Genomic DNA, 26,283 nt, shown 5'->3' with positions numbered 1-26,283 from the left:
ATGGAGCAATTTCGAAATATCGGCATCATCGGTCGCCTGGGCAGTGTTCAGGTGCTCGATACTGTTCGCCGGCTCAAGAGATTCCTGCTGGACCGGCATCTGCACGTCATTCTAGAAGAGACCATCGCCGAGGTTTTGCCCGGTCACGGTCTGCAGACCTCGTCGCGCAAGATGCTCGGCGAAGTCTGTGACATGGTTATTGTGGTCGGTGGCGATGGCAGTCTGCTGGGCGCCGCGCGTGCGCTGGCCCGGCACAATGTGCCGGTGCTGGGTATCAACCGTGGCAGCCTGGGCTTTCTGACTGACATCCGGCCGGACGAGCTTGAGGTCAAATGCGCCGAAGTGCTCGACGGGCATTACCTGGTCGAAAACCGCTTTCTGCTGCAGGCCGAAGTACGCCGTCATGGCGAGGCCATTGGCCAGGGCGATGCGCTCAACGATGTGGTGCTGCACCCTGGTAAGTCCACGCGAATGATCGAGTTCGAGATATACATCGACGGCCAGTTCGTGTGCAGCCAGAAGGCCGACGGCCTGATCGTTGCCACGCCAACCGGATCCACCGCCTATGCGCTGTCGGCCGGCGGGCCGATCATGCACCCCAAGCTCGATGCCATTGTCATCGTGCCAATGTACCCGCACACGCTGTCCGGTCGGCCCATCGTGGTTGATGGCAACAGCGAGCTGAAAATCGTGGTGTCCAAGGACATGACCATTTACCCGCAGGTGTCCTGCGACGGTCAGAATCACTTTACCTGCGCCCCCGGCGACACCATCACCGTCAGCAAGAAGCCGCAGAAACTGCGCTTGATCCATCCGCTGGACCATAATTATTACGAGGTCTGTCGCACCAAGCTCGGCTGGGGCAGCAAGCTCGGCGGCGGGGGAGATTAATGCTCGATCCTGCGCGTGGCTACGATCTGATCGGTGACGTGCACGGGTGTGCCCATACCCTCGAGCACTTGCTGGAGCTTCTCGGTTATCGTCTGCAGGCTGGCGTTTGGCGCCACCCTGAACGCATCGTCATATTTCTCGGCGATATCATCGACCGTGGTCCGCTGATTCGCGAGTCGCTGCATATCGTGCGCGATATGGTTCAGGCGGGTCAGGCTCACTGCATCATGGGCAACCATGAATTCAACGCGCTGGGCTGGGTGACACCGGCGCTACCCGAAAGCGGACATCAGTTTGTGCGTGAACACACCACGCGTCATTCCCGGCTGATCGGCGAAACACTGGCTCAGTTCGAAAATTATCCTGATGAGTGGAGCGAGTTCGTCAACTGGTTCTATGAGCTGCCGTTGTACATTGATGCCGGACGTTTCCGGGTGGTGCATGCCTGCTGGGATTCGACCCTCATCGACCCGTTGCGCAGCCTGTATGGCAACGGTTGCATCGACAGGCCATTTGTTCAGGCCTCGGCAGTCCCCGGCAGTTTCGCCAGCAATGTCTTCAACCGCCTGCTGCGCGGCACCGACATGCGTCTTCCTCACGGCCTTACCCTGACTGGCGGCGATGGACTGACCCGCGAGTTCTTCAGGACCAAGTTCTGGGAAGATGACCCACAGACTTACGGCGACGTGGTTTTTCAGCCCGACGCATTGCCGGAAGGTGTGGCCAAGACGCCGTTGTCCACGTCCGAAAAAAATGCATTGCTGCGCTATGGCATCAACGAGCCGCTGCTGTTCGTCGGTCATTACTGGCGCAGCGGGCCGCCGGCACCCATACGGCCGAATCTGGCCTGTCTGGATTACAGCGCTGTGCTCTACGGTAAACTGGTCGCCTACCGGCTTGATCACGAAACACAGATCGATCCGGATAAATTCGTCTGGGTCGATGTTCAGCGTCCCGAGGTTTCACAATGAGTCCCGTTGCCGTTCTGCGCTTGCCTTTGACGACCGATTTGAGCGGGTTCGTTCGTTTGCTGCAGCGCTTGCAGATCCCTCATCGGGTCAGCGAAGAGGTCGGAGAACAGGTGCTGTGGGTGCCTGATGCCGAGCGCCTGGCCGATGAGGTGCGCGAGCTGTACACGCGCTACCCCGAGGGCGATGAGCATGTTCAACTGGCAGACGCGTCTCAGGCGCCCAGGTCCAAGGCGGCTGGCCTGATCGAACAGTTGCGCAACAGTCCGGTGACAGCTTTGGTGCTGCTGGTCACCTTGCTGGTTGCAGGGCTGACACTGTTGGGCGACAACCTGGAAGCCATCCGCTGGCTGACTTTTCAGGATTTCCGCATCAATGGTGAATACGCGATGTTTCTGCCATTGTCCGAAACCCTGGCTTCAGGGCAATGGTGGCGAATCGTCTCGCCGATGTTGATCCACTTCGGCATTCTGCACCTGGCCATGAATGGCATGTGGTTCTGGGAGTTAGGTCGACGCATCGAAATTCGCCAGGGCAGTTTTCCGTTATTGCTGCTCACCCTGCTGTTTTCAGCGGTTTCAAATTATGTGCAATACCTGTTCAGCGGTCCGAGCCTGTTTGGCGGGTTGTCTGGCGTGCTGTACGGGCTGCTCGGCCACTGCTGGATCTTTCAAATGCTGGCGCCCAACCCGGTCTACCGCCTGCCGCGTGGTGTATTGATCATGATGCTGGTCTGGCTGGCGCTGTGCCTGTCAGGTTTCGTGAGCATGCTCGGCTTCGGCGAAATCGCCAACGGAGCTCATGTCGGCGGGTTGATCATCGGTTGTGTTACCGGCTTGCTTGGTGGTGTGGTTGCACGCCGCAAAGCCTAGAATCACTGGCTACTTTCTGGAGTGCCCCATGTCGTCTTTTATAGAAATGATCGAAAACATCACCCCGGACATCTACGAAAGCCTGAAACTGGCCGTAGAGATCGGCAAATGGTCCGATGGTCGCAAACTGACCCAGGAGCAGCGTGAACTGTCATTGCAGGCGTTGATCGCCTGGGAAGCGCAGCACCTGCCCGAAGACCAGCGCACTGGCTACATGGGGCCGCAGGAATGCGCCTCCAAGTCTGCGCCGGTGCCCAATATCCTGTTCAAATCGGATGCTATTCATTGATCGAAATTGGTCGCGGAGCTGTCAACAAAATGTCGGCGCGTCAGGATGACACGCCGTTCGTGCAATATGCTTTTCGCCTTGGTGAGACCGAGATTGCGGTCAACCCACTGATCGGCAAGACCGTGCGTCTCGAGTTTCTGGGGGCGATTCACTGCAGTCATTGCGGGCGCAAGACCAAGTCCAGCTACAGTCAGGGCTACTGCTACCCGTGCATGCTCAAGCTGGCGCAGTGCGATCTGTGCATCATGAGCCCGGAAAGATGCCATCACGATCAGGGCACCTGTCGCGACCCGTCATGGGGCGAGCAGTTCTGCATGACTGACCACATTGTGTACCTGGCTAACTCTTCTGGCGTCAAGGTCGGTATCACTCGTGCGACGCAGTTGCCGACTCGCTGGCTGGATCAGGGTGCCAGTCAGGCACTGCCGATTATCCGCGTCGCAACTCGCCAGCAGTCGGGCTTTGTCGAAGACCTGTTGCGCAGTCAGGTGGCGGACCGCACCAACTGGCGTGCCTTGCTCAAAGGAGACGCCCAACCCGTCGATCTCAAGGCTATTCGCCAGGAACTGTTCGACAGCTGTGGCGCAGGGTTGCTCGGATTGCAAGAACGATTCGGTCTGCAGGCCATCCAACTGCTACACGATGCCGACCCAGTCGAGTTTCGTTATCCGGTCGAGGCGTATCCGACCAAGATTGTCAGCTTCAATCTGGACAAGAACCCGATTGCCGAGGGCACGCTGCTGGGGATCAAGGGCCAATACCTGATTTTCGATACCGGCGTGATCAATATTCGCAAATACACGGCTTATCAGCTGGCCGTGCATCAGTAAAAGGATCCCCGCATGCGAACCGAACAACCGAAAATGATCTACCTGAAGGATTACCAGGCTCCCGAGTACCTCATCGATGAGACGAACCTGACCTTCGAGCTGTTCGACGATCACTCGCTGGTCCACGCCCAACTGGTCATGCGTCGTAACCCCGAGCGCGGCGCAGGCCTGCCGCCGCTGGTGCTGGACGGTCAGCATCTGGAATTGCTGTCGGTAAAACTGAGTGACGTCGAGCTGGGTGCTGCGGATTATCAGTTGACGGAAGATCACCTGACTTTGCATCCACAGGCTGCCAGCTTTACGGTCGACAGCACCGTGCGCATCCATCCTGAAACCAATACCGCGCTGGAAGGCCTTTACAAATCCAGCGGCATGTTTTGCACCCAATGCGAGGCCGAAGGCTTCCGCAAGATCACGTACTACCTTGACCGCCCCGACGTCATGAGCAAGTTCACCACCACGCTCAGCGCCGACAAGCAAGGCTTCCCGATTCTGCTGTCCAACGGCAACCCGGTCGCCAGCGGTGAAGAAGAGGGCGGACGACACTGGGCGACGTGGGAAGACCCGTTCATGAAACCGGCTTACCTGTTTGCGCTGGTGGCCGGTGATTTGTGGTGCATCGAAGACACATTCACCACCATGAGCCAGCGCGAAGTGACCCTGCGCATTTACGTCGAGCCGGAAAACGTCGACAAATGCCAGCACGCCATGACCAGCCTGAAGAAGTCCATGCGCTGGGACGAAGAAACCTACGGCCGCGAATACGACCTGGACATCTTCATGATCGTTGCGGTCAACGACTTCAACATGGGGGCAATGGAGAACAAGGGCCTCAACATCTTCAATTCCAGTGCTGTGCTGGCCCGCGCTGAAACCGCCACCGACGCGGCGCACCAGCGTGTCGAAGCGATCGTCGCCCACGAATACTTCCACAACTGGTCGGGCAACCGCGTGACCTGCCGTGACTGGTTCCAGTTGTCGCTCAAGGAAGGCTTCACGGTGTACCGCGACGCTGGTTTCTCGGCTGACATGAACTCGGCCACGGTCAAGCGTATTCAGGACGTTGCCTACCTGCGCACCCACCAGTTCGCCGAAGATGCAGGCCCTATGGCCCATGCCGTACGCCCGGACAGCTTTATCGAGATCTCCAACTTCTACACCCTGACCGTTTACGAAAAGGGTTCGGAAGTGGTCGGCATGCTGCATACCTTGCTGGGCGCCCAGGGCTTCCGCAAGGGTAGCGATCTGTATTTCGAGCGCCACGATGGCCAGGCCGTGACCTGCGACGATTTCATCAAGGCCATGGAAGACGCCAATGGCGTCGATCTGACCCAGTTCAAGCGCTGGTACAGCCAGGCCGGAACGCCGCGTCTGGTGGTCAGCGAGTCGTATGATGCCGCTGCAAAAACCTACAGCCTTACTTTCCGCCAGAGCTGCCCGACCACACCGGGCCAGCCTGGCGATCAGAAGCAACCATTCGTGATCCCGGTCGAGCTGGGCCTGCTGGACAGCAACGGCGGCGAGATTGCCTTGCGACTTGCGGATGAAGGCGCTGCTGCCGGCACCACTCGCGTGCTGGCGGTGACCGAAGCCGAACAGACCTTCACCTTCGCTGATATTGCCGACAAGCCGCTGCCTTCATTGTTGCGCGGCTTCTCTGCACCCGTGAAGCTGAGCTTCCCGTACGACCGCGATCAGCTGATGTTTCTGATGCAGCACGACAGCGATGGCTTCAATCGCTGGGATGCGGGTCAGCAACTGTCGGTTCAGGTGTTGCAGGAACTGATCGGTCAGCACCAGCAGGGTCAGCCATTGGTCATGGACCAGCGGCTGATCACTGCGCTGGGTACCGTACTGGCGGATGAACAACTGGATCAGGCGATGGTTGCGGAGATGCTGTCGCTGCCGGGCGAGGCTTATCTGGCCGAGATCAGCGACGTGGCCGATGTCGATGCCATTCACGCCGCTCGCGAATTTGCTCGCCAACAACTGGCCGATGGCCTGTTTGACAGCCTGCTGGCGCGCTACAAAGCCAACCGCGAGCTTTCCAAGGCCACGCCATACGTTGCCGAATCTGTGCATTTCGCCCGTCGCGCGCTGCAGAACATCGCGCTGTCGTACCTGATGCTCAGCGGCAAACCTGAAGTGCTGGCGGCGACCATCGACCAGTTCGACACCAGCGACAACATGACCGAGCGCCTGACTGCGCTGGCCGTGCTGGTAAACTCGCCATTCACTGAAGAGCGCGACAAGGCACTTGCCGTGTTCGCCGAGAACTTCAAGAACAACGCGCTGGTCATGGATCAGTGGTTCAGTGTGCAGGCCGCCAGCACCCAGCCGGGCGGGCTGCAACGCGTTCAGGAACTGATGAAGCATCCTGCCTTCAGCATCAAGAACCCGAACAAGGTCCGCGCCTTGATCGGCGCCTTCGCCGGGCAGAACCTGATCAACTTCCATGCAGCGGATGGCTCCGGCTACCGCTTCCTGGCGGATCTGGTCATAGAACTGAACGCGTTGAACCCGCAGATTGCTTCCCGCCAACTGGCGCCGCTGACCCGCTGGCGCAAATACGACAGCGCCCGTCAGGCGCTGATGAAGGCAGAATTGGAACGCATTCTGGCCTCCGGCAAACTGTCGGCGGATGTCTATGAAGTGGTGAGCAAAAGCCTGGCTGAATGAAAGCTTATGCTGTGACGGGTGAGTGATTGGCACCCCGAAGAAAGGCGCTACCTGCTGATGTGGGTAGCGCCTTTTTTGTGTTTTTAGTACTGACTTACTCAGTGCCTGATGACCCGCCTTCGTGGACAAGTCCACTCCCACAGGGTTAAGGGCACAGGTCAACAGGGGTACAGAGGAATAGGTGAACAGAGGCACAGCGACACAATATTGTGGGAGCGGACTTGTCCGCGAAGACTTCAGAGCTGTCAGCGGCTGGATCTCGAGCCAACACGCTTGCGCTAGCGCGACTACTCCCGTCGCTAAAAAAATCTCACATGTGATACATATCTATCTTTGAAAACATCTGATACGTTGCTCACCTGATTCATGGTCAACAGCCAGAGGGGAGCGTCAATGCCTCGTAAAACCCAAGGCGACAAGGCACCCGTCCCGGCCAAAGTTTCCAAGAGCTCTACCGATTACATGCGTGAAATGCGTCTGCGACTCAAGGACGCCGGTCTGGTCAAGCGGGAATTCTGGATCCGGCCCGAGAATGTCGATGCCTTGCGAGGCATCGAAAAAGCATTAAGACAGCCCTTTCTGGGCGAGAGGATCAAATTGGAGGATTTCATGACCGAGAATACCCACTGGACCATCAGCTCACTGCAAAAGGCCCTTAGCGAGTTGGAGCTGGTGACGAACGGAAAGATCGAGCTCGACGTGACCGAGGCTGATGGATCGGGTATCAAGTTAACGATGGCCGACCATGGCGATTTGCCCATCTACATTGCGGTGGAAGGCGAGCAGATTCTGGCCGACGCGACGCTGATTGAAGTGAACAAGGTCAAGAATGTGCAGGCATTCAACGACGTTGTGCTACGCAGTCGCGATCTGTTTCCGCTGTCCTCGATCGGCATCGAAAAGCTGGGCAGCGATCAGGAAGTCTACTGCCTGTTCGGAGCACTGAGCGCGGCATCGTCGCTTACCGTGATCGTGCAGGAAATCCTCACCCTCGCGGATAACGTGATGCGTGCGGCCGACGCTTTTGAAGATCATTTCATCTACTGAACAGCGCTGTCAGGCGGAGAACATTCATGACTACGAGTATCTGGAAAAAACTGGTGACTGCCGTTCGTGGTGGCGCTTCCGAAGTGGGCGAATCGATCGCCGATGCCAACGCCATCCGCATTCTGGATCAGGAGATCCGCGACGCAGAGAACGCGTTGGTCAAGGCGCGTGACGGCCTGATCACCATCAAGGCCAAGCACAAGTTGTCGGCACAGCGCCTTGAAGAACATGCCACCAGCATCGCGAACTGGGAAGGCCGCGCCATGCAGGCGCTGAACAAGGGTGAAGAAGCTCTGGCTGTTGAATGCGCCAACAAGATTGCCGAGATCGAGGCCCTGCGTGATCAGGAACAGGAACTGGCTGACCAGTTCAGCAAGCAGGTCAGTCTGCTGCAGGAGCAGGTGATCAAGGCCGAGTCGCGCATCAAGAGCCTCAAGCAACAGGTCGAGATGGCCAAGGCCCGCGAAACCGTGCAGCGCGCCCGGGTTGCGACCGCCACGGCAACCGGTGGCGCCAGTGGCGCAGTGGAAACCGCCGTGGGTTCGCTGGCGCGCCTCAAGCAGCGTCAGGACGAACAGGATGCCAAGCTCGAAGCCGCCGAGGAACTGGCCAGCCAGTCCAGCGGCAGTGATCTTGAGCGCCGCCTGCAGGATGCCGGGATCGGTGCGAAGAGCGGTGGTGCGGAAGACGTGCTCGCGCGTTTGAAAGCCAAAAGCCAGACGCCGGCTCAGTAAGCGTAGCGACGAGGCAGGCGGGGACGGTCAATGGAGTACTCCAAACGGCTCAAGGTCATCCTCGTACTGTCGGCAGTGTTGCTTGCGGTTCAGGCAATAAACTCGATCACCGGCAACGCTTTGGTTCATTTCGGTATCATTCCGCGCAGCCTTACCGGGCTGCGCGGAATTGTTTTCGCTCCCTTCATGCATGGCTCGATTCAGCACTTGATCAGCAATCTGTTGCCGTTCATTGTGCTGAGCTGGCTGGTGGCTACCGAGGGGGTCAGGCGCTATGCGTGGGTCGCCGGGCTGGTTTGCCTGCTGGGCGGGCTGCTGGTCTGGTGCTTTGGACGCAGCAATATTCATGTCGGCGCAAGCGGCCTGATTTTCGGTTTGTGGGCTTATCTGCTGGCGCGAGGCTGGTACCAGCGCAGTATCGCCAGCGTGCTGATCGCGCTGCTGGTAGTGGCCGCTTATAGCGGGCTGGTTTTCGGCTTCGTGCCGGTGGCCGGTGTGTCATTCGAATCACACATTGCCGGTGCGCTGGCGGGTGTTTGTGTGGCGTGGCTGATGCATTCCAGAACATTACTCGCGCCGAAATGAACCCGTCTCGCGAGCCGTGCGCCTGTTCCGGTTAAAGAGATTTATATATCGTCTCCCGTCGACTGCAAGGAAATGGATTATGAGTTGGTTCAAACGTGCCATGGGGCTGGAAGCACCCAAGGCATCTGGTGGTGATGGCGAACGATCAGTCGGCACGCTCAGCCCGCTCGGGCTGGCGTCCGGACGAATGCTGTGCCTGGACAGCTCATTGAAGCTGTTGCTCGAAGGCCATTCAGAGGTGGTCGTCCCCGGTGACGAAAAAGTCTGGGCCGTGGGGCGTGTCGACCTGGGCCAGTCTATGGCCATTCATCGTTTCTATCTGGATAACGAGGACTACTTCCTGCAAGTGGTCAGCAACGGACCCAATCCGGAAGACGTGCAGGACATCATTCTGTTCGGCTACTACAGCGCCGAGCCGATCACCAGCAAGGACGAATTGCTGCGCCTGACCGGCCCGTCGTCGAAGATCGGCCTGCCGACCTACGAGCACGACGGCGAAGTATTCGAACGCCAGTGGGGTACTTCGCCAGGCCAGACCGAGCTGACACCGTTGGACGAAGACATCGTCAGCCCTGACGCGGCCTATCGCGTCAAACACTTGAGCATGCTGTACGCGCGCGAAACGGGCCTGATCAATCGCCGTGAGTTTCTGCTGTTTTCCGTGGAGGAAGACGAAGAGGGCAGCATCACACTGACCACGGCGGTAGGCATCACGCTGCAATCCACTGATATCAATGTTCTTTGACAAGGAAATCCTCATGATCGACGCGCTGCGTATGTCGCTCAATGCCACTGCCGTGTTCGGCTTTATCATGTACATCCTGGTGGCGGCGATTCTGTTCGCGCTGTTCCAGTTCATCTACAGCAGGATCACGCCGCACAAGGAGTTCGCGCTGATCCGCGAGAACAACAGCGCCGCTGCACTGGCACTGGGTGGCTCGTTGATCGGTTTCGCGTTGCCGGCCAGCAACATCATCACCTACAGCATCAGCATTCTGGACGTGATCGTCTGGGTGGTAATTGCTGCCGTGGTGCAACTGTTGGCGTTCGGCGTCACCAGCCTGGTGCTCAAGGGCCTGTCTGCCCGCATTGCCAGGGGCGAGCTGGCAGCCGCCATCTATTCGGCCAGCGTCGCGATCAGCGTCGGTCTTCTCAACGCCGCCTGCATGACCCCATCGGTCTGACGGCAGCCTTGAACAAGGAGACTCATGATGAGACGTAGTTCAGTAAAACTGGTACTTGCCAGCACGCTTCCTCTGGCTCTGGCCGGGTGTGGCCCGTCTGAAAGCAAACAGAATTTCGAAGCCAAGGCCAATTTCAAGTCGGTGCAGGAATGCGTCGAGGCCAAGGTGCCGGTGGACGTGTGTTCGGACGCCTACATGCAGGCGCTGTCCGACCATCGGCGCATTGCCCCGACTTATGATGACAAGGCGTCCTGCGACGCGGACTTCGTGCCGGATTACTGCCAGGTAACGTCCGACGGCAAATACGTACCAAAGATGGGCGGTTTCGAGCTGGGCTTCTCCGGGCAGGTGCCCAAGGAAGCGCTGGACAGAGCCAATCAGGAAGTCACGCAGTCCGCTCCCGCCGGCATGAGTGGCACCACCGGGCTGATGGCGGGTCTGCTGATCGGCAACTTGCTCAGCAACGGCTTTGGCAGCAACAGTTACTCGCAACCCATCTATCAGACGCGTGATGATCGGGGTGTGTATTACAGCTCTTCTCTGCCCAGCCAGATCGACCGCGGCAAGACGTTCAGCCGTTCGACCCAGGCTCAATCCAGCCCGGACCGCAGCTACGGCAAGAGTACCCTGGGGCGTAATCTGGGCAGCTCGGGTTCTGGCTCGTCGTCGGTGTCATCGACCATTTCGCGTGGTGGCTTCGGCAGCCAGGCTTCGGCACGCAGCGGCTGGGGCGGTAAAAGCAGCGGCGGCAGCAGCTTCGGAGGCTGACGGAACGGGCCATGAAGAAGATAAGCATCGAGGAACGCCCGGACTGGCGCCAGACGGCGGAGCGTGAAGGTTTCAACTTTCACACCATCGACGGCGAGCGGTATTGGGACGAGCGCGGGTACTACCTGTTCACCGAACAGCAGATTACCCGCGACCTGGAAGAGCCCACCCAGCAACTTCACCAGATGTGTCTGGATGCAGTGGCACGGGTGGTCGACAGCGAAGAGCTGCTGCGCCAACTGGCAATTCCGGAAGCGTTTTTCGATGTGATCCAGACGTCCTGGAAACAAGGGCACCCGCATCTCTATGCACGGTTCGACTTTGCCTACGACGGTACAGGGCCGGCAAAGATGTACGAGATCAATGCGGATACCCCGACCAGCCTGATGGAGGCCGGAGCATTTCAGTTGCTCTGGCTCGAAGAACAGATGGCGCGCGGGATCCTGCCCGTGCGTGCCACCCAGTTCAATTCGATTGCAGAAGACCTGGTGCGGGCTTTCGCAGAATTTTCGGCACAGACCCCATTCTATTTTTCGGCCATGTCCGGCTCTGTCGAGGACCGTGGCACGACTGATTTCCTGAGGCGCATGGCGGCGCACGTTGGCATTGACGCCCGGCATATCGACATCGAAGACATCGGGCTCGATGCCGACGGGCGTTTTGTCGATCTGCAAGGGGGCTGGATCGAACGCCTGTTCAAGCTGCATGCGTGGGAACACATATTTCACGAGGAATTTGGCAGACATGTGCCCGCCAGCGGCACCCAATTCGTCGAGCCTGCGTGGAAGGCGATTCTCAGTAACAAAGGCATATTGCCATTATTGTGGCAATTCAATGAGGGACATCCGAACCTGCTGCCGTCGTCTGTCGATCTGGACTCAACTAAACCGGTGCCCAAGGGCTGGGTGCGCAAACCCTACTTTTCCCGCGAAGGCGCCAACATCGAGATGCGCACGCCAGGCGATCAGGTCATTGCGGTCGACGGCCCCTACACGGATGCGCCTTATATTCTCCAGGCATATTCGCCGCTACCGAAATTCGGTGACAGCTACACGTTGATCGGTTCCTGGGTCATCGGTGACCTGGCTTCAGGCATCGGGATACGCGAGGACGACAGCCTGATCACCAAAGACACCAGCCGTTTTCTGCCGCATGCGGTCATTGATTGATCCCTTTGCATATTCCGTTCGCGTGTTACTTGCGCGAATGCGTAACACTTCACTGTTACGGACGGTGTACGTTTCTGATAACAGCCGGCAAAAGTTGTCGGGCTGACTTCAATAGCTGTCAGACAATCAAACCGTCTTTCTTGAACTTGCAGACTCGCTGATAAAGAACATTCACTGAATGATCTGAACTGTACTTGATAGTGTTCCTGATCTGTTTGCCTTGGGTGTTCTGGCATTCAGGTTGCATCGGGATGCACCGTTCTGCCTGCTCGCCGCTACCGGATTGCTTATTCCGTCACGCGCAGGGTGAGTCAGGCAAGTGCTTTGTAAGTCTGTGTCCGACCTAAAAGATCGGCATGTTCTATTTGTTCAGTTGATCACTGTGTAGTTGTCCGATACGCCGCTTGCACAGGCGGCGTGTATCGGACAGTTGCTCATGCCTCAAGCATATTGAACCCGTTCATGCTGCCACCCTGGGGGCGCACTGCCAGGCACGCTTTTCCGGCCAGTCAAACAAGGAGAGCCACTGTGCTCGTTAAACAATGGATAGGGCTCGCGCTGGCGCTGCTGCTTACGATCAACATCAGCACGGCCAGCGATGGCTTGACGCTGGGCAAGGGGCTGACGCCACTTGGAGGCGAAATGGCTGGCAATGCAGCCGGAAGCATACCGGCCTGGAGCGGCGGAATCACTCGCCCCCCGCCGGAGTATCAAGGGGCCGGCACGCGGCACATCGATCCCTATGCCAGTGACAGGCCGTTGTTCACCATCACCCGTGCCAACCTGAATCTTTATCGTGCGCGGCTGACACCAGGCCAAGTGGCGATGTTCGAGGCCTACCCCGAGAGTTATCAGATGCCTATCTACCCGACCCGGCGCTCCGGGTCGGCACCCCAATGGGTATACGACAACGCTCGGCGCAACGCGAAAAAAGCCCGTCTAATCGATGGCGGCAACGGTTTTGCCGATGCCTATGGTGCTATTCCTTTTCCCATTCCGAAGAAAGGCATTCAAGCGGTGTGGAACCACATAGCCCGGTATCGAGGCCATTACGTGGTGCGCCGTGCCTCTGAAGTCGCCGTCCAGCGCGACGGCAGTTTCAAGCCGGTCACCTCGCGACAGGAAATCCTGTTTCGCTTCTATGACCCGCACGGCAGCTTCGCCAGTCTCGATAACGTATTGTTCTACTACTTGTCGTTCACTCAGTGCTAGGCACGGATGACCGACTCCGCAGTACTGGTTCACGAAACGCTCGATCAGGTACAGGAGCCGCGTCAGGCCTGGGCCTACAGTACCGGTCAACGCAGGGTACGGCGGGCGCCGAGCCTGGCCTATGACCTGCCGATACCGGCCTCTGAGGGGCTGCGTACGGCGGATGACACCGACATGTTCAATGGCTCGCCGGACCGTTACGACTGGGAGCTGCTGGGCAAACGCGAAACCTATATTCCCTACAACAATTACCGGATATCCAGCCCGGACATCTCCTATCGTCAATTGTTGCAGGTCGGACACCTCAATCCGGCGTACACGCGGCATGAGCTGCATCGCGTCTGGGTGGTGGAGGGCACGCTCAAACCTTCGGCGCGGCATGTGTACTCGCGGCGCACGCTGTATCTGGACGAAGATAGCTGGCAGGCTGCAATCGTTGATCAATATGACGGTCGCGGTCAGTTGTGGCGTGTCTCCATGGCCTACTTGAAAAACTACTACGAACTCCCGACCACCTGGTCTGCGCTGGACGTCTTTCATGACCTTCAGGCCCGGCGCTATCACGTCCAGAATCTGGACAATCAAGAGTCTGGCACCAGTGATTTTTCACAACCCGTGCCCTCTGCAAATGCATTCAAACCGGTTGCCTTGCGCCGCAGCGGCGTTCGATAACCGAGCACCTGTCGAGTCTTTCGACGGTGCGGGCCGATCATTGCTCGTGATGTTCGATCAATCACATCCACAGCGCTTAACAAAAGATAACGACATGGCGATTGTCAGGCATTTGCAAAGCTGCCTAGGATGGCCGAGCTTGCGCAAAGGCATGGCCTGACGGCTACGGGCGTGGGGCAGCAAGGGCTGGTCGGTGCTGTTTTAGCGACCCTATGATAATAAGAAAAGGGAGAAGTCCATGCGTGAGCCTTTCTATCGGCGCACCCGGCTATGCGCCGGCCTGTTGCTGATGACGCTTGTTTCATGCGCGTTTGCCTCGGCTGAGTCCGGTTCTGTGCCGATTGCAGCATCCACTGAAAATAACGCCGTTTACGCGATCGAATCAGCCAAAGCCTCTCGCGGCCTGCTACTGGATGTCGTCCATGCCGGGGCACGCATTGTGGTCGTCGGTGACCATGGGCATATTCTGTTTTCCGATGATCAGGGCGCAACCTGGACGCAGGCCAGCGTGCCTACCCGCCAGCTGTTGACGGCGGTTTTTTTCGTCGATGAGCAGCATGGCTGGGCTGTGGGGCACGACGCCCAGATACTGGCGAGCAACGATGGCGGCAAAAGCTGGAGCAAGCAGTTCGAGGACCTGAAACGCGAAGCACCGTTGCTGGATGTCTGGTTCAAGGACCTCAACAACGGCTTGGCCGTGGGTGCTTACGGCGTTTTGCTGAGCACCGGTGACGGCGGCAAGCATTGGCAGGACATCAGCGATCGTCTGGACAACGAAGATCAATACCACCTGAACGCCATTGCTCAGGTGAAAGAGGCGGGGCTGTTCATCGTGGGTGAAGCAGGCAGCATGTTTCGCTCGGGTGACGAGGGGCAGACCTGGGAAAAGATCGAAGGTCCTTATCAAGGGTCATTGTTTGGTGTGACCGGCACGGCACAGCCCTCGACGCTGCTGGCTTATGGGTTGCGCGGCAACCTGTTTCGCTCCACCGACTTTGGCGATAGCTGGCAACCCATCGAGCTCAAAGGCGCGCGAGGGCCTGTCGAATTCGGCCTGGCCAGCGCCACTCTGCTGACCGATGGTTCGCTGGTGCTGGTCGGCAACGGTGGCAGCGTCATGCGCAGCCACGACGATGGCGAAACATTCGAGGTTTTCAATCGCCCCGACCGTATTTCGCTGGCAGGTGTCGCCGCCAACCTTCAGGGCAATCTGATTCTCGTAGGGCAGGGGGGCGTGCGCGTCGCCTCGCCAACAGGCGCCGAGACGACCCCACAATAAGAACCTCAGGGCGGGAATATTCAGGCATGAGCACTCTTCGACAGCCAGCAGACTCAGACGACAAGGCCACCTTTCTCGAACGCCTGATTTTCAATCATCGCCCTGCGGTGATCTTCCTTTGCCTGCTGACCAGTGTCTTTCTGTTCTGGCAGGCGTTGCAGGTTCGGCCTTCCACCAGTTTCGAGAAAATGATCCCGCTGTCGCATCCGTTCGTCCAGAACATGATGAAGCACCGCAATGACCTGGGGAACCTGGGCAACACGGTACGCATTTCCGTCGAAGCGGTGGATGGGGACATCTTCTCCAAGGCTTACATGGAGACCTTGCGCCAGATCAGTGACGAAGTATTTTACATTCCGGGAGTGGACCGCTCCGGGCTCAAATCGCTGTGGAGCCCCAGCGTACGCTGGACCGAGGTGACAGAGGAGGGATTTGCCGGCGGTGAAGTCATTCCTCAGAGCTACGACGGTTCGGACGCGAGTCTGGATCAACTGCGCAACAACGTGCTCAAGTCCGGGCAGGTGGGGCGCCTGGTCGCCAATGATTTCAGGTCGAGCATCATTGACGTGCCGTTGCAGGAGTCTTACCCGGACCCTGCCGATCAGGGCAAGTTACTGGCGCTGGACTATCAGCAGTTCTCGCACCAGCTTGAAGACAAGATTCGTGATAAATATCAGGCGCAGAATCCCACCATCAAGATTCACATCGTCGGCTTCGCGAAGAAGGTCGGCGACCTGATCGATGGTCTGTTCATGGTGGTGATGTTCTTCGGCATCGCCTTCCTGATCACGCTGGTGCTGCTGATCTGGTTTACACGCTGCATTCGCAGCACTGTTGCGGTACTGAGCACCACACTGATCGCGGTCATCTGGCAGCTAGGTTTGATGCATGTGGTGGGATTCGGTATCGATCCGTACTCCATGCTTGTGCCGTTTCTGATCTTCGCCATCGGTATTTCCCACGGCGTACAAAAAATCAACGGCATCGCCCTGCAATCCGGCGCGGCAGACAATGCCCTGACCGCTGCACGTCGTACCTTTCGCCAGCTGTTTTTGCCAGGCATGATCGCGATTCTGGCGGATGCGGTTGGGTTCATTACCTTGCTGATTATCGACATCGGTGTGATCCGCGAACTGGCGATTGGCGCGTCCATTGGTGTGGCGGTGATCGTTTTCACCAACCTGATCCTGCTGCCAGTGGCCATTTCCTACGTGGGCATCAGCAAAAGGGCAGTCAGTCGCAGCAAGCAGGATGCCGTCTCCGAGCATCCTTTCTGGCGATTGCTGTCGAACTTTGCCAGCGTCAAAGTCGCGCCGGTCTCGATTGCACTGGCAGTGCTCGCCTTCGGCGGGGGCCTCTGGTACAGCCAGAACCTGAAGATCGGCGACCTTGACCAGGGTGCGCCCGAGCTGCGCCCAGACTCGCGCTACAACCAGGACAACGCGTTCATTATCAATCATTACTCGACCAGTTCCGACGTGCTAGTGGTCATGGTCAAGACACCGCCCGAGGGCTGCTCGGCGTATTCGACCCTGTCAGCGATCAACGAACTGGCCTGGAAAATGGAAAACACTCAGGGCGTGCAGTCGGCCATTTCGCTGGTGACTGTTTCCAAACAGGTCATCAAGGGCATGAACGAGGGCAACCTGAAGTGGGAAAGCCTGTCGCGTAACAAGGACGTGCTGAACAACTCCATCGCCCGTGCTGATGGCCTGTACAACACTGACTGTTCGCTGGCCCCGCTGTTGGTCTTCCTCAACGACCACAAGGCCGAAACCCTCGACCGTGCCGTACACGCCGTGCAGGACTTCGCCAGACAGAACGACAAACCGGACCTGCAGTTCCTGCTGGCTGCCGGCAACGCCGGTATCGAAGCGGCGACCAACGAGGTCATCAAACAGTCCGAGCTGGTCATTCTGATACTGGTATACATCTGCGTGGCCGGCATGTGCATGATCACCTTCCGTTCCTGGGCCGCCACCCTGTGCATCGTCCTGCCGCTGGTGCTCACGTCTGTGCTGGGCAACGCACTGATGGCGTTCATGGGCATCGGCGTCAAAGTCGCGACCCTGCCGGTGGTGGCCTTGGGCGTAGGCATCGGCGTCGATTACGGCATCTATATCTACAGCCGCCTGGAAAGCTTTCTGCGCGCCGGTTTGCCGTTGCAAGAGGCCTATTACCAAACCCTCAAGTCCACCGGCAAGGCGGTGCTGTTCACCGGCCTGTGCCTGGCTATCGGCGTATGCACCTGGATTTTCTCGGCGATCAAGTTCCAGGCCGACATGGGCCTGATGCTGACCTTCATGCTGCTGTGGAACATGTTCGGCGCCCTGTGGCTGCTGCCAGCGCTGGCGCGGTTCCTGATCAAACCGGAGAAGATGGCGGGGAAGGTGGGCAACTCGCTGTTTTCGCATTGAGCCCGTGGCGGCCTGTCACTCTGCGTCCTTTTGCGGCGCAGAGTGTCGAAAAGTGCGTTTCCATGCTGGAGCGCTCAGCGTCATACACAGTCCTGAACAGCCCGAGAAAGGGTACCTATGAAGCGGAACGGATGACGCTTCGCTTGTCCGCGATCCCTCGCTACATAGGAGTGGACTCGTCCACGATCTGCCGGGAACCGGCAGCCAGTTTTTTGAGGGTCGCTTCGCAGCCGTCTTAACTTCCTGAAAGGCAATGCTTGCCTGGCTGTTCCGGGCTTGTATACGACGCTGAGCGCGTCGCGTGGTAACGATCATTGAAACAGTCAGCGTCTTGGTGTTCCCGTCGTTGAGGCTTCACGCGAGTAGGGCGATCACCCATGCAATCAGGAGCATTGGGTCCTATGGAGATCAAACCGGACATCACATCTCCCGATCCACTTCCCCATGACAGTTTTCCGCCCGATGACTCCAGATCGTAAATTTTCGTCTCTGAAATCAATACGCCAGTGCGGTGATCATAAAGTCGAAAAAAGGCTGGGTAACCCCACCAGGGAAACCACGTGGGTGGTTGATCTTCGTTGGGATCGGGTTCTCGATGAAATATCATCGGTAAGACCCAAAATGGTTGGAGTATATCTACCCGATAACATCCGCCCGGACTTATGTGCGGGCCGCTTGATTTTTCAGCCAATCCTTTTTCCCACCACTCCCTCCGGTGCGGTCCAGAGAACGCCTGCGATAGTAATGTAAGCGAGGAAAACAGTTACGCGTCGCTTCGCTGGCGTCATCGATCATATCCCGACACGTCTGGCTGATCACCAATACAATCAGGTGTGTTGGGTCCAACGGGGATCATCCCTATAAAAACAGTTTTGGACCCGGATCCCCATGTTATTTCTCCACCGGCTACTTCCAGGTCATAAATAGTAGTCTCGGATATTAACTGCCCGTTGCGATTGTCATAAAGTTTAAAAAAAGCCGGATATCCCCACCACGGAAACCATTTGGGCGCATTAATCTCATTGACGTCGGGTTCTGGGTGAAAGATGTCTGGCAAAATCCAAAAAGGTTTAAATGCTTCCACTCTATAACACCCGTTTGGGCTAATGACGGGGTCTCCTAGATTTTCTGCCAAGCCTTTTTCCCACCAGCCAGAGGCGGTCCATAGAGTGCTAAACGTCGCGATGCCGACCAGCAGGAATATTGAAATTTTCGCTCGACTATTATTTTTTTGGTATCGGGTTGTCAAGTTGGTCACCAATGCAATCTTGAAGGTTAGGGCCGATATAAATAAATCCAGCCATGACCTTAGGCATGATTTTATCGCCCCAGTATAAAGTTCCACTTGCGGATTCAAGGTCATAAATATGACTCTCCCCGATTAATTTGCCACGACGCTGATCATACAAACGATAAAAGCCTGGGTAGCTCCACGATGGTAAAATTTTCGGTGATATATCGTTATTTGGATCAGGCTTTCTATGAAATATCATGGGTAACATCCAGAATGGCCTGAAGGTTTCAACTCTATAACATCCGTTTGGGCTAATATCGGCGTGGCCTAGCTGTTTAGCCAAACCCTTTTCCCACCATTCTGAGGCCATCCAGAGGCTGCCTGAGATTAAAATATAAGTAATTATAAATTTTAAGCTTTGTGTGGGGGTATTCAAAGTATTGAACCAAGATCAATAATTTTTTGAGATATTTTCCAGTGTACATCTGAATAAATAATAAAATCGCCTCCGCTACCTGTTTTTTTTCGATATTTACGAAAGTGAGTGTTCGTTATGGCAGCGAATGGGCCGTCCTTCAACCGTACTATTAAATTTCCTTGCGGTGTCAATGTTACGATGCTTTCAGTTTTGGTAAGAATTCGGTCCTCTGTCCAAGTGCCAAGATATTGTAGGCCGTTGAAGTCGTAATGATCGCGTATGTAGAATCCTAGATTTTTAACCTGAAAAAAATTATGAGCCTCGTGAGTGATAGGACTTTCTTTGATGAAGGTTTTTCCCGAAACTCCGACTTTCAGCGTTGCGCGTCCAAGAGAGCCATACATATCATCCAGCCTGTTCCAGGCAGAACCGAATTCAGCGAAGTTTATTTGAGATATAGTGTCTATCTGCGACGCTTTCATCATCGTAGTATCTAAGTTGAATGTTTCCTCACCTGCCCAGCCAGCATTTTTCAGTAGCAATCTCAAACGCTCAATACCATTGACAGTAGTCACCCTGGATTCTGCAAGCTTAACTGCGTATCTACAGCGTTCAAACTGCATCGCCCAGTCCATCTTTACAATGTTTTCATCGCATTGCGCTGATAGCAGTGTTGACGGGTCAGGCTTGGTTTTTTCTTCCTTCCATTCCTCCGGCATCTCCCATGCAGGACTGTCAAACCAGCGCTGCATCAGCGCCGCTGCCGTGTCCCACCCCATGTTGCGCATGGCTCCGGGTAGGCGGGAGAGGGCCAGGCTCTGGATAATGACTTCTTTGGCTGGGGTGTCTGTCGGGGCGTAGGTATGTGAGGCTCCTTGCGGCAGAGCGTAGTAGGTGTCTGGGCCCAAAGCGTTGGTGCGTTGGAAATCGTTCAGGGACATCGGGGTTACTCAATGACCGGCCAAGGGGCAGTGGTTGCGAGTTGTAGAGCGATGACCGCAGGACTTGTGTGGCTGCGGCTGTAGCCTTGCAGGTCAAGCACTCCGACTGCAGTGCAACGTTGGTCTTGCATAACCACATAGCCGAGATGACCAAGGCTGGAACGCTTCTGATCGAATAGACGAAAACGCTCATCGCATGCGAGCGACGCCCGCTGACCCACCCATGAATCAGCTGACTGCTCCACCTCATCCACTGCACACTCGCTGGTTACACTCTGATCATTACCGACTGAAATAGCCGGCGTAGACTCAACAGCACTCGACCGTCTTCCAACCCTGAAGAAGCTTTGTTGTGTAGATATCAATTTAGCCCCGCAGCTGGTCAGGTCGCCCTCCAAGGCGATGGTGTTCCCTTCGATATGGAGGTTGTTTTCTTCACCAATGATTTTGCTGGCGCCATGCAATGGGCAGATGACGTCACAGCCTCTATGCGCCACCGGGAAACCATTGATGCGCTTTGTCTGGTCACCGTTTATAACAACCCCTCCGTGGTCTGTAGTATCACCCTGGACAATGGCTAGAAGTTTCATGCAACTCTTCCTGAGTGGTGTTTTTTCTGCAGGCTGCACAGCTTCCTGACGTCTGATGTGTTTAATCGACGTATATGGAAAGGCGTAATGTCTTAATTAACGTGCAGGGAGAGATAGCATTAGTTTATATTTTCGGAAAGGGCGGATCGCCGTTTGCGCTAATTCAAGACAGGGCTTACGCTGGGTTGATAAATGTCGTACTACTGAAGTAGATGTTTCTTACGTAAATAAAAGATATAGAGACTGGTATCAGAGAACAGCAGTGTTCGCCGTGCCTGATTAATAAACACGGCGAATGGACAGTTCAAGGAAGTTATCGATTCAGTCGAGTCGATCAACCGCCACTCAGCACCACGCTCAGCGCATTGCGCGCATCGTCCAGTTGTACCAGTGAGGCATGCCGCGCGCCAAGGGCGTCGCGGTTCTGGATGGCAGTGAGGATGGCTTTGTGGCGCGGCATGGCCAGTTCGTGCAGGTTGGGGCGTTTGTTGGAGTATTTGAGCGCTTCGCGCAGTGCCAGTGACAGCATGTTGCACAAGTGCGCGAGCAGGTCGTTGTGCGTAGCGTCGGCGATGCGGCTGTGGAAGTCGAGGTCCGGTTGCAGCAGGTCTTCCGGAGTCGGTGCCGCCTCCATACGCAGGTATGCTTCGTGGATCGATTCGATTTCTGCGTCCGTGGCGTATTGCGCAGCCAGTGCTGCAACAGCCGGTTCGATGACTGCGCGCACGCTGGTCAGCAGGTGGAAGAATTCATTCTGCGGCGAGCTCTGCATTACCCAGTGCAGTACGTCGGGGTCCAACAGGTGCCACTCACGGCGAGCCTTGACCACCGTGCCGACACGAGGCCGCGAGTAGACCAGCCCTTTGGCGACCAGTACCCGAGTGGCTTCGCGCAACACAGGTCGGCTGACGGCATACTCTTCGCAGAGCAGCGCTTCGGCAGGCAGCTTTTCGTCAGGCTTGAAACGCCCGGATACGATCTGCATGCCCAGTTCCTGGACGATGCGGGCGTGCATGCTTTTTCGGTCGGAAGGCTTTCGATAATCCATGGGAACGCAAGTCTGTCCTGGCAGTGATTGCTGGGCATCATACCATCGCACAAGGTTTGCGGCGGTCGCCAGAACAAGGGACCGCCGCTTCTTTTAGTGCAAGTAATGCGGGTGACTAGTGCGAGTGACGAGGCACTTCTGAACCCCGGCAACCGACCAGGAAGTCAAAGTCGCAGCCTTGATCGGCCTGCATCACTTTATCGATATACAACTGGCGATAGCCGCCAAGCAGCAGTTGCGGTGGTGCTTGCCAGTCGGCCAGACGCGCAGCCAGTTCGGCTTCCGGGATGTCCAGATGCAGACGCCCGCTGGCGCAATCAAGCTCTATCCAGTCGCCTTCCTTGACCACGGCAAGCGGTCCGCCGGCGGCCGCTTCCGGCGCGACGTGTAGCACTACGGTGCCATAAGCCGTGCCGCTCATGCGTGCGTCGGAGATACGCACCATGTCAGTCACGCCCTGGGCCAGCAGTTTGGCTGGCAGGCCCATATTGCCGACCTCTGCCATGCCCGGGTAGCCTTTGGGGCCGCAGTTCTTCAGCACCATGACCGAGGAGGCGTCGATGTCCAGATCCGGATCATTGATCCGCGATTTGTACATCTCGAAGTTCTCGAACACCACCGCACGGCCTCGATGCTGCATCAATGCCGGTGTTGCAGCCGATGGCTTGAGCACTGCGCCCAGCGGCGCGAGATTGCCGCGCAGTACACAGATACCGCCGTCGGCGCGGATCGGGTTTTCGAGTGCTCGAATCACCTGGTCATCGCCGTAGATTGGCGAATTGCAGGTGTTCTCGCCGATGCTCTTGCCGTTCACGGTGAGTGCGTCGGGGTTAGGCAGCAGTTTGGCTTCGTTCATGCGTCGCAGCACGGCGGGCAGGCCGCCCGCGTAGTAGAACTCTTCCATCAGAAAGCGCCCGGAAGGCTGCAGGTCGACAATGGTCGGCATGCCCCGGCCCATGCGGGTCCAGTCGTCCAGATCCAGATCGACGCCAATGCGTCCGGCGATGGCTTTCAAGTGGATGACAGCGTTGGTCGACCCGCCAATGGCGGCATTGACCCGGATGGCGTTTTCGAACGCGGCCTTGGTGAGGATCTTCGACAGACGCAGGTCTTCACGGACCATGTCGACTGCGCGCATGCCGGACATGTGTGCCAGCACGTAACGTCGCGAATCCACAGCAGGGATGGCGGCGTTGTGTGGCAATGAGGTGCCCAGTGCTTCGGCCATGCAGGCCATGGTCGAGGCCGTGCCCATCGTGTTGCAAGTGCCCGCCGAGCGCGACATGCCAGCTTCGGCGGAGAGAAATTCGTCCAGGCTTATAGTACCGGCCTTGTAGGATTCGTGCATCTGCCAGACGATGGTGCCAGCACCGATGTCCTTGCCTTCGTGCTTACCGTTTAGCATCGGCCCACCGGTCACGACGATGGCGGGTATGTCGCAGCTGGCGGCACCCATCAACAGGGCAGGGGTGGTCTTGTCGCAACCGGTCAGCAGCACGACGCCATCAATGGGGTTGCCGCGAATCGCTTCTTCGACGTCCATGCTTGCCAGGTTGCGGGTAAACATCGCAGTGGGGCGCAGGTTGGATTCGCCATTGGAAAACACCGGAAACTCGACCGGCCAGCCACCTGCTTCGATCACGCCACGCTTGACGTGCTCGGCGATCTGCCGAAAGTGTGCGTTACAGGGGGTCAGCTCCGACCAGGTGTTGCAGATGCCGATGATCGGCTTGCCCTGAAACTGATGGTCGGCAATGCCCTGATTCTTCATCCAGCTGCGGTACATGAAGCCATTCTTGTCGGCAGTGCCAAACCACTGGGCAGAACGGAGGGTCGGTTTTTTATCGGAGTCAGACATGATCGGCTCTCTTATTGTAAGACTTAATGGCGATACTGTTGGCTAAGGTAAGCCTAAAAAACGCGTATTGGAAGAGTTGTCAGTTTAAATAGTATTACTATATAGTCATTCGTAGACGAGGGATTATCCTGGCGCACGTGCGGTGTCATTCAGCACCCAGGCACAGAGGTCATCCCCGCAGGTTCCATAACAAAAACAAAGGGAGACCGCCTACATGAGCCAGGAATTGCGGCTTATACGCCGCATCACGTTCAAACTGATTCCATTCCTCATCCTGCTGTACCTGATCGCTTATGTGGACCGTTCTGCCGTGGGTTTCGCCAAGCTGCACATGGGCGCGGACATCGGTATTGGCGACGCGGCCTATGGGTTGGGCGCCGGGCTGTTTTTCATCGGCTACTTTCTGCTGGAAATTCCCAGCAACCTGATGCTTGAGCGCTTCGGTGCACGTCGCTGGTTTGCGCGGATCATGATCACCTGGGGCGCAATCACCATTGGCATGGCGTTTGTGCAGGGGCCTCACAGTTTCTATGTGATGCGTTTTCTGCTCGGCGCCGCTGAAGGAGGCTTTTTTCCTGGCGTGCTTTACTACATCACCCAATGGTTTCCGGTTGGCCATCGCGGCAAGATCCTCGGCTTGTTCATCCTCTCGCAACCCATCGCCATGATGATCACCGGACCTGTCTCCGGCGGTCTGTTGGGCATGGACGGCGTGCTTGGCCTGCACGGTTGGCAGTGGTTGTTCATCGTGATCGGCACGCCAGCGATTCTGCTGACCTGGCCGGTGCTGCGCTGGCTGCCGGACGGTCCGCAACAGGTCAAGTGGATGGACCAGGCCGAGAAAGACTGGCTCACCGGAGAACTGAAAAAAGACCTGGAAGAATACGGCCAGACCCGTCACGGCAACCCGTTGCACGCCTTGAAAGACAAGCGCGTTCTGCTGCTGGCGCTGTTCTATTTGCCGGTGACTCTGAGCATCTACGGTCTGGGGTTGTGGCTGCCGACGCTGATCAAACAGTTCGGCGGCAGTGACCTGACCACTGGCTTCGTGTCCTCGGTGCCCTACATCTTCGGCATCATCGGCCTGCTGATCGTGCCGCGCAGTTCGGACAGGCTCAATGACCGTTACGGGCATCTGGCGGTGCTGTATGTGCTGGGTGCCATCGGCCTGTTCTGCAGTGCATGGCTGACTTTACCTGTGGCGCAACTGGCCGCACTGTGTGTCGTGGCGTTCGCGTTGTTTTCCTGTACGGCTGTGTTCTGGACCTTGCCGGGACGCTTCTTTGCCGGTGCCAGTGCGGCAGCCGGTATAGCGCTGATCAACTCGGTCGGCAACCTTGGGGGGTACATCGGGCCGTTCGTGATCGGTGCATTGAAGGAAATGACCGGCAGCCTGGCGTCCGGTCTGTATTTCCTGTCCGGCGTTATGGTGTTCGGGCTGCTGCTGACCGGCATCGTGTATCACGTTCTGGAGCGCAAACATGTGCTGCCGGTATCCGACTTCGCGGCCAGTGCCAAGGCGAAATAGGTTTTCAGCTTCCCACTATTCTGGAAGGAGATTTTCATGCGGTTAGTACAGTTTGAATTGAGCAATGGTCAGCGCCGTGTCGGGCTGGTCGACGGTGATCAGGTGCGTGAAGTGCAGGGGGTCGAGAGTGTCCGCGAGTTGGCATTGGCGGCTATCGAGGCGGGCTCTGTGCTGGCGCATCAGGTCGAACAGCGTGGCGTTGGCGAAACTCATGATTATTCGCAACTGCTGAGTGACCTGCGCATCCTGCCGCCGCTAGACCATCCTGATCCGGCGCACGTGTTGGTCAGTGGCACCGGGCTGACTCACCTCGGCAGCGCGTCGGCGCGCGACAAGATGCACCAGCAGGCCGGTGATGAGGCGTCGATGACTGACACCATGCGCATCTTCAAATGGGGCGTTGAAGGCGGCAAGCCAGCGGCGGGGCAGGCCGGTGTGCAACCGGAGTGGTTCTACAAGGGCGATGGCAGCATTGTCGTGCGTCCGGGCCACTCGTTTTCACTGCCTCCGTTTGCCGAAGATGGCGGCGAGGAACCGGAGCTGAGTGGGTTGTATGTGATCGGCCATGATCGCAAGCCTTATCGTCTGGGTTTCGCCATTGGCAACGAGTACTCCGACCACGTCATGGAACGTCGCAACTACCTGTATCTGGCGCATTCGAAGCTGCGCGCCTGTTCGTTCGGGCCGGAGTTGCGTGTGGGCGATTTGCCACAAAGCCTGACGGGCACCAGCCGCATCTGGCGTGACGGCAAGGTGCTGTGGGAAAAGGAATTTCTCAGCGGCGAAGCGAACATGTGCCACAGCCTGGAAAACCTCGAATACCACCATTTCAAATACGCCCAGTTCCTCAGGCCCGGCGACGTCCATGTGCATTTTTTCGGCACCGCGACCCTGTCGTTTGCCGATGGCGTGCGCACTCAGCCGGGGGATCGCTTCGAGGTCAGCCAGGCCGAATTCGGTCAGCCGCTGATCAACGGCCTGGCACCGAGCGAAGTGGTGTTTCAGCCCGGCGGTATCGGTAAATTGTGATGCTGGTCTTCGGCATGCCGGCGTCCCGCGCTGGCATGCCG

23 protein-coding genes and 2 pseudogenes are annotated in these 26,283 nt (G+C 57.3%); 18 read left to right on the top strand and 7 right to left on the bottom strand.

From position 1 onward, the window contains the following. The 16 genes and pseudogenes from I9H09_RS16525 (at position 1) to I9H09_RS16450 (ending at position 17,596) form a co-directional block, all read left to right on the top strand. The gene (locus I9H09_RS16525; RefSeq protein WP_002554505.1) at positions 1–891 is read left to right on the top strand and encodes an NAD(+) kinase; all 891 of its coding nucleotides are present in this window, start codon (positions 1–3) and stop codon (positions 889–891) included. Further along, positions 891–1,862, top strand: a complete 972-nt coding sequence (locus I9H09_RS16520) for a metallophosphoesterase (protein WP_005892304.1) — start codon at positions 891–893, stop codon at positions 1,860–1,862. Before I9H09_RS16525 ends, I9H09_RS16520 begins: the two co-directional genes overlap by 1 nt. After that, entirely contained in the window at positions 1,859–2,731 is an 873-nt protein-coding gene (locus I9H09_RS16515; protein ID WP_122312702.1) for a rhomboid family intramembrane serine protease, read from the top strand. The genes I9H09_RS16520 and I9H09_RS16515 overlap by 4 nt, the downstream gene beginning before the upstream one ends. 28 nt (positions 2,732–2,759) lie before the next feature. Next, positions 2,760–3,020 carry a YeaC family protein gene (locus I9H09_RS16510; protein ID WP_005892310.1) on the top strand — a complete coding sequence of 87 codons (261 nt, stop codon included), beginning with the start codon at positions 2,760–2,762 and terminating at the stop codon, positions 3,018–3,020. Beyond that, a complete protein-coding gene (locus I9H09_RS16505; RefSeq protein WP_183142516.1) occupies positions 3,017–3,850 on the top strand; it encodes a DUF2797 domain-containing protein in 834 nt (277 codons plus the stop codon). Before I9H09_RS16510 ends, I9H09_RS16505 begins: the two co-directional genes overlap by 4 nt. Positions 3,851–3,862: 12 nt before the next feature. Continuing rightward, on the top strand, positions 3,863–6,529 hold the full coding sequence (gene pepN, locus I9H09_RS16500) for an aminopeptidase N (protein WP_122347920.1): 2,667 nt from the start codon (positions 3,863–3,865) through the stop codon (positions 6,527–6,529). Between the two features lie 393 nt (positions 6,530–6,922). Then, positions 6,923–7,576, top strand: a complete 654-nt coding sequence (locus I9H09_RS16495; protein WP_024689840.1) for a YjfI family protein — start codon at positions 6,923–6,925, stop codon at positions 7,574–7,576. 26 nt (positions 7,577–7,602) lie between these two features. Beyond that, the gene (locus I9H09_RS16490; RefSeq protein WP_024669724.1) at positions 7,603–8,310 is read left to right on the top strand and encodes a PspA/IM30 family protein; all 708 of its coding nucleotides are present in this window, start codon (positions 7,603–7,605) and stop codon (positions 8,308–8,310) included. A gap of 30 nt (positions 8,311–8,340) precedes the next feature. Beyond that, the gene (locus I9H09_RS16485; RefSeq protein WP_122347918.1) at positions 8,341–8,895 is read left to right on the top strand and encodes a rhomboid family intramembrane serine protease; all 555 of its coding nucleotides are present in this window, start codon (positions 8,341–8,343) and stop codon (positions 8,893–8,895) included. A 79-nt stretch (positions 8,896–8,974) separates the two neighbouring features. Next, positions 8,975–9,640 (top strand): YjfK family protein, encoded by a 666-nt coding sequence (locus I9H09_RS16480; RefSeq protein WP_005892326.1) that lies wholly within the window; start codon positions 8,975–8,977, stop codon positions 9,638–9,640. Positions 9,641–9,653: 13 nt separating this feature from the next. Continuing rightward, positions 9,654–10,079 (top strand): DUF350 domain-containing protein, encoded by a 426-nt coding sequence (locus tag I9H09_RS16475; protein WP_024669727.1) that lies wholly within the window; start codon positions 9,654–9,656, stop codon positions 10,077–10,079. Positions 10,080–10,106: 27 nt separating this feature from the next. Next, positions 10,107–10,847 carry a DUF1190 domain-containing protein gene (locus I9H09_RS16470; protein WP_236502390.1) on the top strand — a complete coding sequence of 247 codons (741 nt, stop codon included), beginning with the start codon at positions 10,107–10,109 and terminating at the stop codon, positions 10,845–10,847. An 11-nt stretch (positions 10,848–10,858) separates the two neighbouring features. After that, entirely contained in the window at positions 10,859–12,016 is a 1,158-nt protein-coding gene (locus I9H09_RS16465) for a glutathionylspermidine synthase family protein (protein ID WP_122347916.1), read from the top strand. 528 nt (positions 12,017–12,544) lie between these two features. Beyond that, positions 12,545–13,900: pseudogene (locus I9H09_RS16460) on the top strand (DUF1329 domain-containing protein). 238 nt (positions 13,901–14,138) lie between these two features. Further along, positions 14,139–15,179 (top strand): WD40/YVTN/BNR-like repeat-containing protein, encoded by a 1,041-nt coding sequence (locus I9H09_RS16455; protein ID WP_122347915.1) that lies wholly within the window; start codon positions 14,139–14,141, stop codon positions 15,177–15,179. A 26-nt stretch (positions 15,180–15,205) separates the two neighbouring features. Then, positions 15,206–17,596: an efflux RND transporter permease subunit gene (locus I9H09_RS16450; protein WP_122347914.1), complete on the top strand. Its 2,391-nt coding sequence runs from the start codon at positions 15,206–15,208 to the stop codon at positions 17,594–17,596. 346 nt (positions 17,597–17,942) lie between these two features. Here I9H09_RS16450 and I9H09_RS16445 read toward each other — a convergent pair. The 7 genes and pseudogenes from I9H09_RS16445 to I9H09_RS16415 all read right to left on the bottom strand — a co-directional run. Beyond that, positions 17,943–18,384 (bottom strand): annotated as a pseudogene (locus tag I9H09_RS16445) (hypothetical protein); the annotation flags it as partial. Then, positions 18,381–18,806 carry a hypothetical protein gene (locus I9H09_RS16440; protein WP_122312704.1) on the bottom strand — a complete coding sequence of 142 codons (426 nt, stop codon included), beginning with the start codon at positions 18,804–18,806 and terminating at the stop codon, positions 18,381–18,383. The pseudogene I9H09_RS16445 and the gene I9H09_RS16440, both read right to left, overlap by 4 nt. 13 nt (positions 18,807–18,819) lie before the next feature. Beyond that, positions 18,820–19,266, bottom strand: a complete 447-nt coding sequence (locus tag I9H09_RS16435; protein WP_122312696.1) for a hypothetical protein — start codon at positions 19,264–19,266, stop codon at positions 18,820–18,822. Next, a complete protein-coding gene (locus I9H09_RS16430) occupies positions 19,263–20,189 on the bottom strand; it encodes a DUF6402 family protein (RefSeq protein WP_236502389.1) in 927 nt (308 codons plus the stop codon). Before I9H09_RS16430 ends, I9H09_RS16435 begins: the two co-directional genes overlap by 4 nt. Before the next feature lie 5 nt (positions 20,190–20,194). Next, positions 20,195–20,779: a PAAR domain-containing protein gene (locus tag I9H09_RS16425; protein ID WP_122323673.1), complete on the bottom strand. Its 585-nt coding sequence runs from the start codon at positions 20,777–20,779 to the stop codon at positions 20,195–20,197. A 334-nt stretch (positions 20,780–21,113) separates the two neighbouring features. After that, a complete protein-coding gene (locus tag I9H09_RS16420) occupies positions 21,114–21,827 on the bottom strand; it encodes a FadR/GntR family transcriptional regulator (RefSeq protein WP_024669733.1) in 714 nt (237 codons plus the stop codon). 115 nt (positions 21,828–21,942) lie between these two features. After that, positions 21,943–23,685 carry an IlvD/Edd family dehydratase gene (locus I9H09_RS16415; RefSeq protein ID WP_122312693.1) on the bottom strand — a complete coding sequence of 581 codons (1,743 nt, stop codon included), beginning with the start codon at positions 23,683–23,685 and terminating at the stop codon, positions 21,943–21,945. Positions 23,686–23,899: 214 nt separating this feature from the next. Here I9H09_RS16415 and I9H09_RS16410 point away from each other — a divergent pair, with 214 nt between their 5' ends. Together I9H09_RS16410 and araD1 are read left to right on the top strand one after the other, a co-directional pair. Beyond that, positions 23,900–25,213, top strand: a complete 1,314-nt coding sequence (locus I9H09_RS16410; protein WP_122323674.1) for an MFS transporter — start codon at positions 23,900–23,902, stop codon at positions 25,211–25,213. Positions 25,214–25,249: 36 nt separating this feature from the next. After that, on the top strand, positions 25,250–26,242 hold the full coding sequence (araD1, locus tag I9H09_RS16405) for an AraD1 family protein (protein WP_122323675.1): 993 nt from the start codon (positions 25,250–25,252) through the stop codon (positions 26,240–26,242). Positions 26,243–26,283: the final 41 nt, after the last annotated feature.

The organism is Pseudomonas tremae (assembly GCF_023278125.1).
In the GTDB taxonomy this organism is placed as follows: Bacteria; Pseudomonadota; Gammaproteobacteria; order Pseudomonadales; family Pseudomonadaceae; genus Aquipseudomonas; species Aquipseudomonas tremae.
Note: the sequence above shows the minus strand (reverse complement) of the source record. Positions and strands in the feature narration are given on the sequence as shown.

Bases quoted from the DNA above. Each gene is read 5' to 3' on its own strand.
- I9H09_RS16525 (WP_002554505.1), top strand. From the start codon at position 1: ATGGAGCAATTTCGAAATATCGGCATCATCGGTCGCCTGGGCAGTGTT.
- I9H09_RS16520 (WP_005892304.1), top strand. From the start codon at position 891: ATGCTCGATCCTGCGCGTGGCTACGATCTGATCGGTGACGTGCACGGG.
- I9H09_RS16515 (WP_122312702.1), top strand. From the start codon at position 1,859: ATGAGTCCCGTTGCCGTTCTGCGCTTGCCTTTGACGACCGATTTGAGC.
- I9H09_RS16510 (WP_005892310.1), top strand. From the start codon at position 2,760: ATGTCGTCTTTTATAGAAATGATCGAAAACATCACCCCGGACATCTAC.
- pepN (WP_122347920.1), top strand. From the start codon at position 3,863: ATGCGAACCGAACAACCGAAAATGATCTACCTGAAGGATTACCAGGCT.
- I9H09_RS16495 (WP_024689840.1), top strand. From the start codon at position 6,923: ATGCCTCGTAAAACCCAAGGCGACAAGGCACCCGTCCCGGCCAAAGTT.
- I9H09_RS16490 (WP_024669724.1), top strand. From the start codon at position 7,603: ATGACTACGAGTATCTGGAAAAAACTGGTGACTGCCGTTCGTGGTGGC.
- I9H09_RS16485 (WP_122347918.1), top strand. From the start codon at position 8,341: ATGGAGTACTCCAAACGGCTCAAGGTCATCCTCGTACTGTCGGCAGTG.
- I9H09_RS16480 (WP_005892326.1), top strand. From the start codon at position 8,975: ATGAGTTGGTTCAAACGTGCCATGGGGCTGGAAGCACCCAAGGCATCT.
- I9H09_RS16475 (WP_024669727.1), top strand. From the start codon at position 9,654: ATGATCGACGCGCTGCGTATGTCGCTCAATGCCACTGCCGTGTTCGGC.
- I9H09_RS16470 (WP_236502390.1), top strand. From the start codon at position 10,107: ATGAGACGTAGTTCAGTAAAACTGGTACTTGCCAGCACGCTTCCTCTG.
- I9H09_RS16465 (WP_122347916.1), top strand. From the start codon at position 10,859: ATGAAGAAGATAAGCATCGAGGAACGCCCGGACTGGCGCCAGACGGCG.
- I9H09_RS16455 (WP_122347915.1), top strand. From the start codon at position 14,139: ATGCGTGAGCCTTTCTATCGGCGCACCCGGCTATGCGCCGGCCTGTTG.
- I9H09_RS16450 (WP_122347914.1), top strand. From the start codon at position 15,206: ATGAGCACTCTTCGACAGCCAGCAGACTCAGACGACAAGGCCACCTTT.
- I9H09_RS16430 (WP_236502389.1), bottom strand. From the start codon at position 20,189: ATGTCCCTGAACGATTTCCAACGCACCAACGCTTTGGGCCCAGACACC.
- I9H09_RS16425 (WP_122323673.1), bottom strand. From the start codon at position 20,779: ATGAAACTTCTAGCCATTGTCCAGGGTGATACTACAGACCACGGAGGG.
- I9H09_RS16420 (WP_024669733.1), bottom strand. From the start codon at position 21,827: ATGGATTATCGAAAGCCTTCCGACCGAAAAAGCATGCACGCCCGCATC.
- I9H09_RS16415 (WP_122312693.1), bottom strand. From the start codon at position 23,685: ATGTCTGACTCCGATAAAAAACCGACCCTCCGTTCTGCCCAGTGGTTT.
- I9H09_RS16410 (WP_122323674.1), top strand. From the start codon at position 23,900: ATGAGCCAGGAATTGCGGCTTATACGCCGCATCACGTTCAAACTGATT.
- araD1 (WP_122323675.1), top strand. From the start codon at position 25,250: ATGCGGTTAGTACAGTTTGAATTGAGCAATGGTCAGCGCCGTGTCGGG.